The organism is Pseudomonas sp. GW823-FHT05G12 (assembly GCF_058795575.1).
Window position 1 is genome coordinate 2,975,669 of record NZ_CM179501.1, and the last position, 12,078, is coordinate 2,987,746.

The 12,078-nt window shown below is 63.8% G+C and carries 11 protein-coding genes and 1 pseudogene; all 12 read right to left on the reverse strand.

The genetic code is table 11. The annotated features are described in order from the left end of the window. Window positions 1-10: 10 nt before the first annotated feature. A complete protein-coding gene (dmpE, locus tag AC3RCM_RS13470; RefSeq protein ID WP_045633702.1) occupies window positions 11-796 on the reverse strand; it encodes a 2-oxopent-4-enoate hydratase in 786 nt (261 codons plus the stop codon). 11 nt (window positions 797-807) lie between these two features. After that, window positions 808-1,656 carry an alpha/beta fold hydrolase gene (locus AC3RCM_RS13475; RefSeq protein WP_045633701.1) on the reverse strand — a complete coding sequence of 283 codons (849 nt, stop codon included), beginning with the start codon at window positions 1,654-1,656 and terminating at the stop codon, window positions 808-810. A 10-nt stretch (window positions 1,657-1,666) separates the two neighbouring features. Further along, window positions 1,667-3,127, reverse strand: a complete 1,461-nt coding sequence (locus AC3RCM_RS13480) for a 2-hydroxymuconic semialdehyde dehydrogenase (RefSeq protein WP_492629671.1) — start codon at window positions 3,125-3,127, stop codon at window positions 1,667-1,669. Between the two features lie 34 nt (window positions 3,128-3,161). After that, window positions 3,162-4,085 carry a catechol 2,3-dioxygenase gene (locus AC3RCM_RS13485; protein ID WP_011005909.1) on the reverse strand — a complete coding sequence of 308 codons (924 nt, stop codon included), beginning with the start codon at window positions 4,083-4,085 and terminating at the stop codon, window positions 3,162-3,164. Continuing rightward, on the reverse strand, window positions 4,082-4,420 hold the full coding sequence (locus AC3RCM_RS13490; RefSeq protein ID WP_052258346.1) for a 2Fe-2S iron-sulfur cluster binding domain-containing protein: 339 nt from the start codon (window positions 4,418-4,420) through the stop codon (window positions 4,082-4,084). Before AC3RCM_RS13490 ends, AC3RCM_RS13485 begins: the two co-directional genes overlap by 4 nt. A gap of 144 nt (window positions 4,421-4,564) precedes the next feature. Continuing rightward, window positions 4,565-5,341 (reverse strand): 1,6-dihydroxycyclohexa-2,4-diene-1-carboxylate dehydrogenase, encoded by a 777-nt coding sequence (locus AC3RCM_RS13495; protein ID WP_045633697.1) that lies wholly within the window; start codon window positions 5,339-5,341, stop codon window positions 4,565-4,567. A gap of 114 nt (window positions 5,342-5,455) precedes the next feature. Next, a complete protein-coding gene (gene benC, locus AC3RCM_RS13500; RefSeq protein ID WP_138868024.1) occupies window positions 5,456-6,466 on the reverse strand; it encodes a benzoate 1,2-dioxygenase electron transfer component BenC in 1,011 nt (336 codons plus the stop codon). A 9-nt stretch (window positions 6,467-6,475) separates the two neighbouring features. After that, on the reverse strand, window positions 6,476-6,964 hold the full coding sequence (benB, locus tag AC3RCM_RS13505; protein ID WP_011005913.1) for a benzoate 1,2-dioxygenase small subunit: 489 nt from the start codon (window positions 6,962-6,964) through the stop codon (window positions 6,476-6,478). Further along, a complete protein-coding gene (gene benA / locus AC3RCM_RS13510; protein WP_138868026.1) occupies window positions 6,965-8,320 on the reverse strand; it encodes a benzoate 1,2-dioxygenase large subunit in 1,356 nt (451 codons plus the stop codon). A gap of 180 nt (window positions 8,321-8,500) precedes the next feature. Further along, window positions 8,501-9,250 (reverse strand): TIGR03747 family integrating conjugative element membrane protein, encoded by a 750-nt coding sequence (locus AC3RCM_RS13515; protein WP_134637673.1) that lies wholly within the window; start codon window positions 9,248-9,250, stop codon window positions 8,501-8,503. After that, window positions 9,247-11,403 carry a type IV conjugative transfer system coupling protein TraD gene (traD, locus tag AC3RCM_RS13520; protein ID WP_492629672.1) on the reverse strand — a complete coding sequence of 719 codons (2,157 nt, stop codon included), beginning with the start codon at window positions 11,401-11,403 and terminating at the stop codon, window positions 9,247-9,249. Before traD ends, AC3RCM_RS13515 begins: the two co-directional genes overlap by 4 nt. An 8-nt stretch (window positions 11,404-11,411) precedes the next feature. Further along, window positions 11,412-11,949 (reverse strand): annotated as a pseudogene (locus AC3RCM_RS13525) (integrating conjugative element protein). Between the last annotated feature and the right edge of the window lie 129 nt (window positions 11,950-12,078).

Genomic DNA, 12,078 nt, shown 5'->3' on the forward strand with positions numbered 1-12,078 from the left:
CTGTCCTCGATCAGATGAAGCGCACGGAGGCGCTGCCGATGCCGCCGATCTCGACGCGCATGAAATCACCGGCCTTGACCGGTTCCAGCGGAACCAGCGAGCCGGACAGGATCACTTCGCCGGCCTTCAGGCCGATGCCGAAGTGGCCGAGGGTGTTGGCCAACCAGGCGACGCAATTGACCGGCGAGCCGAGCGCAGCCGCTCCAGCGCCGGTGGAGAGCAGCTGGCCGTTCTTCTCGACCAGCATGCCGCAGGTGACCAGATCGACCTGGCGCGGTGAGACGGCCTGGTCGCCGAGCACGAACAGCCCGCAGGAGGCGTTGTCCGCCACGGTGTCCTGGATCTTGATCTTCCAGTCCTGGATGCGCGAATCGACCACTTCGAAGCAGGGGATCACGCATTCGGTGGCAGCCAGCACGTCGGCGTTGGTCACGCCCGGCCCCATCAGGTCCTTCTTGAGGATGAAGGCGATCTCGCCCTCGGCGCGCGGCTGGATCAGCTTCTCGCTGATCGGCATGGCTTCGCCGCTGTTGTAGACCATGGCATCGGTGAGGTAGCCGAAGTCCGGCTGGTGCACGCCGAGCATGTTCTGCACGGCCTTGCTGGTGACGCCGATCTTCTTGCCGATCACCCGCTCGCCGGCGGCCAGGCGCCGTTCCAGCATGCGCAGGGAAATGTGGTAGGCGTCCTCGACGCTGATGTCGAAGCCGCGGCTGGTCAGCGGCGTGACGGTCTCGCGCTGGACCATCGCCTGGTAGAGCTCGTCGCCGAGTTCGTTGATCAATGTCTTGTCCATATCGGTCTCTCTCAGGAATGGAGGGCGTCGGCCTCGGCGAGGAAATTCTCGACCAAGCGGGCGAAACGCTCGGCGTGTTCGATCTGGGTCCAGTGGCCGCACTGGCCGAACACGTGTAGCTGGGCGTTGGGAATCCACTGCGCGAGGGTCAGCGAAGCCTGCAGCGGGATGATCCGATCCTCGCGGCCGTGGATGACCAGGGTTTCGTTGGGCAGGGCGCGGATATCGGTCTCGTTGCTGGCCAGATCGTCGACTCCGTTCTGCCGTGGCGGCGGGAACATCGCGGCGAACGACTCCTGAAAGCCGGGGCGGATGCTGGCCTGGTAGCGCAGCTCGGCCAGCTCGTCGTTGACCAGGGTGCGGTCGTGGGCGAACAGATCGAGCAGCCTGCGCATGTTGGCCAGCGACGGCGTGTAGCCCCAGGCTGTTTCCAGTCCTGCGGTGATGGGGAAAGACACACCGACGCTGCCCATCAGCACCAGCCGGCGCACACGCTCGGGGTGACGGATGGCCAGTGCCAGTGCCAGCCCGCCGCCGAACGAGTTGCCGACGATGTCGGCCTGCTGGATGCCGAGGGCGTCGAGCACGCCGATGGCATGCTCGACCCAGCGCGCCTGGCTGTACTTGCCATCGGCCGGACGTTCGCTGTAGCCGAAGCCGAGCATGTCCGGGGCGATCACCCGGCGCGTCTGCGCCAGCTGCGGAATGATCCCGCGCCAGTTGGCCCAGGCGGTGACGCCGGGGCCGGAGCCGTGGATCAGCAGAGCCGGGAAGCCTTCGCCCTGATCATGCAGGTTGGTGCGGTAGCCGGCGGCGAGGATTTCGCGACCGATTTCAGGGCTTTGCTGCGGTGCGTTCATGACCAGGTCCTCAAAGTTTCACACAGATGTTTTTCAGCTCGGTGTAGAACTCCAGCGAGTGCACACCCCCTTCGCGCCCGATGCCCGACTGCTTGCTGCCGCCGAAGGCGGTGCGCAGGTCGCGCAGGAACCAGCTGTTGACCCAGATGATGCCGGCCTCAATCTGCCCGGCGACGCGGTGGGCGCGCGAAGCGTTCTCGGTCCAGATCGCCGAGGCCAGGCCGTAAGGCAGGCTGTTGGCCAGTTCAATGGCTTCCTCCTCGCTGTCGAACGGGCGGATATGGCAGCAGGGGCCGAAGATTTCCTCGGTGACCACCGCCGAATCGTCGGCCAGGCCGGTCCAGATAGTCGGCTGCACCCAGGCGCCGCCGGCCAGGTGCGCCGGCATCTCCGGCACGCCGCCGCCGGTGACAACGGTGGCGCCGTCGTCGACTGCCTGCTGGTAGTAACTGAGGACTTTTTCACGGTGCTTATGGCTGATCAGCGGGCCGAAATTGGCCTCTGGATCGTTCGGTTCGCCGATCTTCAACGCTTCGGCGCCGGCCTTCAGGCGGGCGACGAACGCGTCGAAGATCGGCCGCTCGACATACACCCGCTCGGTGCCCAGGCAGACCTGGCCGCAGTTGGCGAAGGCCGAGCGCAGGGTGCCCTCGATGGCCTTGTCCATATCGCAGTCGGCGAAGACGATGCCGGCGTTCTTGCCGCCCAGCTCCAGCGACACCTGGCGCACGCCCTTGGCCGCGGCGCGCATGATGGTTTCGCCGGTGCCGGTCTCGCCGGTGAAGGTGTAGGCGTCGACGTCCGGGTGCTCGGTGAGGAAGGCCCCGGCCGAATCGCCGCCGAAACCGTGCACCACGTTGTACACGCCGGCCGGCACACCGGCGGCCTGCATCACCTCGCCGAGCAGGGTGGCGGTCAGCGGGGTTTCCTCGGATGGTTTGACCACCACGCAGTTGCCGCAGGCCAGGGCCGGGCCGACTTTCCAGGTCATCAGCAGCAGCGGCAGGTTCCACGGGCTGATCACCCCGATCACCCCCTTGGGCCGGCGCACGCCGTAGTTGAGTGCACCGGCGCCGTCCGGGGTGGCCATCTCGAAGGCTTCATTGGCAACATTCTTGAGCAGGTCGGCGAACACCTTGAAATTGGCCGCGCCGCGCGGAATGTCGATGTGGCTGGCCAGCGACTTCGGCTTGCCGGTGTCCAGGCATTCGGCCTCGAGAAACTCGCCGAAGCGCGCCGTGATGCCATCGGCCACGCGATGCAGAATCTCAGCGCGCTCGGCCACCGTCATCTTCCCCCAGGGTCCCTTCAGCGCAGCGCGTGCCGCCCTGACCGCGGCGTCGACCTCGGCGCGGCCGGCCTCGTGGACGCGGCCGATCACCTGGCCGTTGGCCGGGCTGACATTGTCGAACAGCTTGCCGCTGGCCGAACCGACGAAGGCACCGCTAATGAAATGCTTGATTTCTTTCATCTGCACAATCTCTGCAATAAGTCGTACCGGACCATCAGGTCAGCACGGTCATGAATCGTTCGTTGAGAATGCGGTCGTGGTAAAAGATCGCCTTGCCCAGCTGGTCGGTGGTCCAGGTCACCGGTTTGTGGTCCGGGTAGTTGTAATCTCCCCCGCAGAACACTTCGTTGCGGTTACCGGACGGGTCGAAGAAGTAGATGGTCTTGCCGTGAGTGAGGCCGTGGCGGGTTGGGCCGATATCGATAGATGTGTCGGTCATGGAGATCAGGTCGGCGGCGCGAAGCAAGTCTTCCCAGGTTTCGAGGTGGAAGGACACATGATGGAGGCGGCCTTTTTCCGGATGGTGAATGAAGGCCACGTCGTGGGCCTTGGTCGACAGACTGAGAAACTGGGCGACGCGCGTGCCATTTTCGTCCAGCACCTGTTCGGCCAGATAGAAACCGAGCACCTTGGTGAACAGGTCATAGGTCGCCGGCAATTCGTCGCCATACATGAGGGCGTGGTCGAAACGCACAGCCGCCATACCTTTCAGATCGCGCGGCCATGCCTCGGGATTGACGTCATTCAAACCCCACTTTCCAGTATATTCCTTGTCTGCATACAACTCGAAGTGATGCCCGGAGGGGGCCTGGAAGCGCACGCGCCGGCCACAACTGTTCAGTTCACCTGCGGGTAGCTGCTCAACGGCACAGCCATATGCCATCAGATCCCGCTCCAGTTGCCGGAGAGCATCCTCATCCACAACCTTGAAACCCATAAAATCCATGCCCGGCTCGTCAGCCTCGCGTAGCACCAGGGAAAACTTATCCACTTCGGTCCAAGCCTTCAGATAGACACGGCCCTGGTCGTCACGGTCCATCTCGATCAGGCCCAGCAACTCGACGTAGTGTTCCAGGGCCTTGCTCATGTCCAGTACACGCAGCTGCACATGGCCCGGTCGCATTACACCTTTGTTCATGACGTCACCTCTTCATAGTTCATGTTGTCAGGTTTGTTTCCGCCAACGTGGCGAAAGTACTCGATGGTCAAGTCGGTTTGCGGAAACACTTGACAGGCCAGGGCCAGGCCTTCGGCGGCGGCCTTGGCCGGCACGTGACCGCGGCTCATGCGTCCGCTCCGGTAGGCTCCGCTGAGCACCCGCACTCTACAAAGGCCGCAACCGCCACCGCGACAGCCCACCGGTATGCAGCGCTTGCCCTGGGCTTCCATGGCGCGCAGTACCGACTGGCCCTCCGCACAGCGGAATGACTGGCCGCTTAGCACTTCGAACACCTCGTAGCCGGCACTGTTCATATTCATCCCAGATACACTAAACATGACGGAAGTATCCCCCAACAGCTCTGGGTGATGCCGCCATAACCCCGAAAATGAGCCTCAGGGGTCTTATGTACGTTGCTTCTTCGCATGTCGATTTCTCTTCTTAACCAGACATAAGGGTCAGCCGAGGTCTCCCCCTGCCACCGGAAGAGTTATACCGGTGATGTAGGAGGCGGCGTCAGAAGCAAGGAACAGAATTGCCTCGACCTGCTCGTCAATGCTTCCGTAGCGTTTCATAAGGCTGCTGTCGAGGGACTGGTCGACGATCTGCTGGTACCAGACCTTCTCCTGCTCACTCGGCTCGGCGCTATTGCGCGGAATCCGCCGTGGCGGCGCCTCGGTGCCACCCGGTGCGGTGGCGTTGACGCGGATGCCGCGCTCGGCGGTTTCAAAGGCCAGACAGGCGGTAAGGGCGTTAACGCCACCCTTCGCCGCGCCGTAAGGCACGCGATGGATCCCGCGCGTGGCAACGGAGGAAACATTTACGATGGCGCCACTGCCCTGCTCGATCATGGGCGCCAGCGCGGCGTGGCAGCACCATAGGGTAGGAAACAGTGAACGCCGCACTTCGGCCTCGATCTCGCGTTCCTGGTAATGCTCGAATGGCTTAGCCCAAATGGTGCCGCCAACGTTGTTGATCAGAATATCCAGACGACCGAAGCGCTCGAGCGCCGCCGCCATCACCCGTTGGCACTCGGCGAACTGCTCAAGGTCGGCGGTCAGGGTCAGCACCTCAGCGACTCCGACCAGTTCGTCGGCCAGCTCATGTATTAGCTCGGAACGGTCGACCAGCAGCAGCCGACCGCCTTCGGCCGCCATCCGTTCGGCCACGCGGCGACCGATGCCCTGGGCGGCGCCGGTGATAACGGCAACCTTGCCCTGGAAACGTTTGTTCATGAACCACCTCGGTTGTGTAGCCCGGATGCAATTTGGGAAAGTTCGCAGAGAACCTGGGCCCTACTGCCCGAATAAAACAGGCCCGCTCACCTAGTAAGCGGACCAAAGGAGCCTCTAGGCGCTGGCGGCGAACTTCTCATAATAGAAATTGGCCGGCTGGATGCCCTGTGCCCGGATGTACTGACTGACCGCCTCGACCATCGGTGGCGGACCGCAAAGGTAGATATCTACCTCACCGCCGTTGAGGTGTTTGGGCTCGATGTACTGGGTCACATAGCCCTTTTGCGGATAGGCGCTGTCTGGGCTGGCGACGCAGGCGCTGTAGCTGAAGTTGGGAATGCGCGCGGCGAATGCCTCTAGCTTGTCCATTTCAACCAGGTCGTGGTCATGGGTGACGCCGTAGATCAGATGGAGCGGGTGCTCGCCGCCCTGCTCGGCGATCTTCTCCAGCATCGCGGTGAACGGCGCTAGGCCGGTACCGCCCGCCAGCAACAGCAGCGGCCGCTTGATCTCGCGCAGATAGAACGCGCCCAGCGGTCCAGCCAGACTGACGCTATCGCCGACCTTGGCGAGGCTGGTCAGGAAGCTGCTCATCAGCCCGCCCGGCACGTTGCGGATCAGGAAGCTGACCTCGCCATCCTTTTGCAGCGAGCTGAAGGAATAGGCGCGGGTCTGGTCGCTGCCCGGCACTTGCAGATTGACGTACTGGCCTGGCAGGAACGCCAACTGGTTCAGCGATGCGCTTTTGATAGACAGCGCGATGGTGCTCTCGGACAGCTGACGCACGTTGCTGATCGCTGCCTGATAGCCGGCCTGCTGGGTCTTGCAGACGTCCGATGCGGCCGGAACGCGAATCACGCAGTCGCTTTCGGCGCGCATCTGGCAGGTCAGCACGTAGCCCTGCTCGGCTTCGGCTTCGCTAAGTGCATCCTCGATATACTCCTCGCCGAGGCTGTAGCGGCCGCTCTCAGCGAAGCATTTGCAGGCGCCGCATGCACCGTCTCGGCAGTCCAGGGGTAAATTGATGCCTTGGCGGTAGGCTGCATCAGCAACAGTCTCGCCAGTATTAGCATCGATGAAACGAGTGACGCCGTCTTCGAAGTTCAGTGCAACCTTGTGTGTCATGGCGGCACCTCAGACGTGGTATACATCGATAACTTGGCGGATGTAGTCGTTCTTCAGCACGACCTTCTTGGCCGTAATCAGCGGGGTCTCGCCGCATGTGTCGAGAGTGCAGAAATTGGTGCCAAAGAAGTGGTCCACCGTCTTGTACCGATAATTCATGGTGTGCCAGTTGTAGCGCAGCTTACAGACGCCATCGGACTGCTCGAGCAACTCCAAATTGCTGATGTTGTGGCTGGTTCGGGTGTCCGGAATGGTGGCACTGGAACGCTCGGTCTTGATGCGGAACACCCGATCCTCTAGGCCACTGCGATTGCCGTACCAAATCAGCGAGATCTGGCTCTGCGGGTCTTCGGTCAATTGGTCGCGGTCGTCCCAGGCCGGCATCCAGAAAGTGGCGTCCGGCGCGTACATTTCCAGCCAGCTTTCCCACTGCTTGTCGTCGAGGTAGCGTGCTTCGCGGTAAAGGAAATCGCGCACGGCTTCGTAGGAGATAGTCATTTACACGCCCTCCGCATGGATCAGCCGATCCTGTTCTGCCTTGACGGCCTTGATCATCTGCTGTTGCCAGTACTTGTGCTGCATGACGAACAGGCCTTCGTCTTCCGAGCGGACACCGCTCAGCTTCGGATGCAGATCGATCTCCTTCGCGCCCTCGTCCGGCCCCTCGATCCAGTGTTTGGCGCCACGGGACATGTCGTTCATCCCCCCGCCGGCGAAGCCCTCCTGGCAGGCGCGGAATTCCTCCAGGTCGTCCGGGGTGGCCATGCCGCTGACATTGAAGAAGTCCTCGTACTGACGGACACGGCGGGCACGCGCCTCGGCGCTTTCGCCTTTGGGCGCGATGCAGTAGATGGTGATTTCGGTTCTATCCACCGACAGCGGACGGGTGATACGCAACTGCGAGCCGAACTGGTCCATCAGGTAGAGGTTCGGGTAGAGGCAGAGGTTGCGGGAGACGCCGATCATCCAGTCGGCACGGGCTTCACCAAACTCGCTGGCTAAGCGATCTCGCTCGGCGAACAGCGGGCGGTTTTTCGGGTCACCCCAGCGTGCCCAGACCATCTGGTGGCCGTTTTCAAAGGAGTAGAAACCGCCGCCATCCCCGCCCCAGCTACTGGCGCTCATGGCGCGAATATCATCGCCCGCTTCTCTCAGCTTGCGCTGCTGCTGGGTGGCGGCGTAGTTCCAGTGAACAGTACTGACGTGGTAGCCGTCGGCACCGTTCTCGACCTGCACTTTCCAGTTGCCTTCGTAAACATAGGTACTGGAACCGCGCAGCACTTCCAGACCTTCGGGCGACTGGTCGACGACCATGTCGATGACCTTCCTCGACTCGCCGAGGAACTCTTCCAACGGGGCGACGTCCTCGCGCAGGCTGCCGAATAGAAATCCGCGGTAGGAAGCAAAGCGCGCAACTTTCTTCAGGTCGTGCGAGCCGTCACAGTCGAAGCTGTCCGGATAGCCGGCACCCTTGGGGTCTTTGACCTTGAGCAGCTTGCCCGAATTGCTGAAGGTCCAGCCGTGGAACGAGCAGGTGTGGGTGGCCTTGTTTCCACTCCTAAAGCGACAGAGCGTGGCGCCGCGGTGACTGCAGGCATTGACGAAGGCATTCAGCTCACCATCTTTGTTGCGTGTGATGAATATCGGCTGCCGGCCCATCTGCGTGGTGTAATAGTCGTTCTTCTCGGGAATCTGGCTCTCGTGGGCGAGATAAATCCAGTTGCCCTCAAAGATGTGTTTCATCTCTAAATCGAACAGCCGAGGGTCGGTGAACATCTCGCGCTTGCAGCGGTAGATGCCCTCGTTCTCATCTTCTTCAACGAGACTATCTATATAGTCGAGCCCCAGGTGCATTGTCATGGTCATGACTCCATTATTATTGTTTCTGTTGCATAAAGCCTAAGGGGTAGGCCTTTCTAGAGATAGCCATTTTTTGCACTCCTGTATCCGCTTCTTGCAAGGCTGGACTTATCCCTATCAAACCGGACACTGCAGCCCGTTAAGGAACTGCTGATCAAAATTAACGTGTCGCACCTACAGATACTTCTTGAACGTCGCCGCAGCGATGCACACCGCCACGCCGAGCAGTGCGGCGCTGGGCAGCAGGATCAGCAGCGGGTTCACGCTGACCGGCAGTGCCAGGTAAGTCACCCACGGCAGTACGGCCAGCGGGATCAGGCTGGCCCTGGCGCGGTGATAGATGAACCCCGACTCGCGTCCCGCGCCGAAGCGGCGGATGTCCCGGCGCACCAGGCCGTCCACGAGGCCGACGAAGGCGGCCATCAGGAACAGCGGCAGGGTCAGGCACAGCACCAGCAGCCGCACGAGGAAGACCAGCGTCGTGTAGGCCGCCGCGATCAGGTAGCTCTCCACGTTCACGTAGACTAGGCCGATGTAGTAGCGGAAATCCTTGGTCGGGCGGTGGCTGCCGGCGCTGGCCTGCGCGGAGGCGTCGCGTATCCAGTCCAGCAGGCCGCTTTTCACGAACAGCCAGTCGTAGCCCTGTTCGACCAGCCGGTACGCGGTGCGCCCCGGCTCCTGCACCAGCGCGCTGCGCGTGAAATGCGTGGAGAGCTGATCGAGCTCGTAGTGCAGCATGCCGTGCGCGTGGCGCCAGCCCTGATCGGGCCAGAAGAAGTGCATGCCGACGCATTCGATCAGGATGCACAGCAGCAGCGCGCCGCACAGCACGCCGAAGAAGCGGAACGGCAGCGTGACCAGGCCGGCGATCAGCCCCTGCTGTCGTTGCTGCTGGCGCTGTGCCGCGACGGCCGGATCGCTCATGCTTCGGCCTCTTCAGCGGCGACCATCTGCCTGAAGTCGTCCAGCAGGTCGTCGGGCAGCGCCTCGTCCTGCAGGCCGGGGATGCCCTGGTTCTCCCACCAGTCGCCTGCCTCGACGTAGTGCTGTCGCATGTAGCCGGCCAGCTCCTGCAGATCCTTCGGCATGGCTTCGTCGGGGTCGGGTGCCGGCAGCGGCATGCGGACTTTCCAGAGGTTGCCGCCCTCGGTCAGCGCGAAGCACTGCCCCTTGGTCAGCGCCACCACATGCGCCGGCTCGATCAACGGCACGCTGTTGCTGCTGATGCGGTCCTGGGTGTTGGACGTGAACGCGGTATTGCCGTGCGGGTCGGAGCTGTCGGTGGCGCCGCTCATCAGTGCCGTGGCGTACACCTCGACCTTGGGCAGTTGTCGCGTCAGCAGTTCGGCGGTGGCGGTCTCGCGCACGCGCAGCATGAACAGATTGTTGAAGTTGCCGACCACCTGGCCGGCCTTGGCACGATTGCCGATGCGCGCCTCGATGTCGCTCAAGGTCTGCGTGTAGGCCGTCACCTGCACGCCGGCACCGCCGCCCTTGTTGACCATCGGGATGAACTCGTCGCCCATGAGTTCATTGAATTCGTCGGCGTGGACGTTGATCGGGATCCTGGCGACTGCCGCTACGCCCGGCAGCCCGTCGTCGATGCCGAACTTGTAGATGTGGCCGGCGACCGAGACCAGATCGCCGAACATCGAGTTGCCCACCGCCGCCGCGACTTCGGCGTCGGACAGCGCATCCAACCCCACGTAGACCACCGCGCGTTTGCGGATGACCTGCATCCAGTCGAAGATCGGCCGCGGGTCGGACAGGTCGGAATAGTTCGGTGCGAGCAGTTGCGCGATCTTGCCGGTGGTGAGCTTCTCCAGCAGCGGCAGCAGCGAAGCGACGATCTTGTCGAAGTACGTCCGGTCGTAGCGCACGGCGCTGCGCAGGCCGTCGAGCACCGGGTCATAGACGCGCACCTGGGACAGGTACTGTTCGAGGGCCACCACGCGCTTCTCGCGCCCGATCATGTTGCGCGGGATGTTCTTGTCGTTCAGCTTCGCTTCGAGCTGGACGATGACCTCCCAGGCCTTCGGCTCGTTCCTGGCGAAATAGTGCTGGGCGTACTCGATGAACAGCACGTCGATGTTGATGACGTGGCGCTGGATCAGCAGGTAGTCCGGCCGCTGCCCCAGCTCGACCAGGGCGCGGGCAATGATGTTGACGAAGCGCCAGGCGAATTCGCGGAACGCGGCGCTGTTGCCTTCGCCCGAGAGCTGTCCGGCGATGCGCGTGGCCACCTCGGAGATCCGCCCGAACCGGCCGACGGCGTTGTAGCGCGCCGAGATGTCGGGCCAGCCCAGATGGAAGACGTAGAACTCGCCTTCGCGCCCGGCGCGCCTGGCCTCGACGTACATGCGCTTGAGCAGGTCGGCATCGCCCTTGGGGTCGAAGACGATCACCGCCTCGTGCTCGCCGCGGACCTTGCGGCGGATGTCCTGGGTGATGAACAGCTCGGCCAGCCGCGTCTTGCCCACGCGCGTGGTGCCCAGCACCAGGGTGTGGCCGACGCGCTCGCCCAGCGGCAGGGTGACGTCGACCTCGTTCGGCTCGATGCCATGCAGGCGCGGCAGTCCGCCGAGCGGCGGCAGCGGCCGCGCCGGGTTGAGCGGGCTGTCCCAGGCCAGCGCTCGCGCCAGCTTCGAGACGGGAAACGGCGCGAACTCAAGCCGCTCCTCCAGCCGCCGGGCGGCGCGGTAGATCGCCGTCGGCTCGACATAGCGGCGGAACTCCGGCCGGTAGGTCTGCATCAGCCGGTGCGTGTGCCGCTGCTCCCAGCGAAAGCCACGGCCGACGAACAGCCGTTGCTGACTCACGGGCACGTCGCGGCTGGTCATCACGTAGCGCGGCAGGCGGCGGATGTTGCGGCGATAGCGCAGGATCGCCCAGGCATCGCGCAGGCGAATCGCGCCGAAGCTCAGGAAGGCCAGCGCCGAGCCCAGGCCGAGCAGCGGGTTCAGCGCGAGCGACCACGGTGCCACCAGGCACAGAATCGCGGCGCCGGTGCAAACCGCCACGGTATAAAGCTCCACCGCTGGCCGCAGCAGAACCTCGACCGCATGCGGCTGGGCCATTTGCGCACCTACTGCTCGATGCCGGTGGACGTGATGAGCACCGGGTAGTGGCGCAGGTCCAGGCGCTGGGCCAGGTCGTCGCCGGAGGCCGGCGCGAGGGTCAGGCCGGGCGCCAGGTGGCGCAGCTCGACCAGCGCCGCCATCGACTCCACGTTGACCACCAGGCCCACGGCGCCCAGCTCTCGCAGCGCAGCGCGGCGTGGCGTGGCGCTGCCGCAGCCAGGCGCGCGAGCGTGCGTCGTCGCCGACCAGGAACAGCGGCGTCAGGCCCGGCGCGCGGATCACGCGGTGCGGCACGTCACCCGGCGACAGGTTCGCCGAGCGCACTGGCAGCATCGCGGCCTCGGCCGAGTTGCCCACGCGCGGGCGTGGCAGCGGGGCTGGCCGCGCGGTGTCGTCCGGCTGGGGATTCAGCGGCCGGTAGTACGGCAGCGCGGAGTCGCCGCCGCGGTCTTCGACGACGATCAGAGGCGCGGAGGCGGTCTGGGCGAAGACGATGGTCGTGGACAGCAGTCCGATGGCGGCGATGAGGACGATGTGGTTCATGGCGTAGCGGCCTGGAGGGTTGGAACGGGAACGCTGGTGTCGAGCATGTGGGTCAGGTGCCGATGCACACTGCGCCGGTAGCGCGCCGCGGGTGCCCCGCCGGCGGGCCGGTGGTAGCGGCCGATGGCA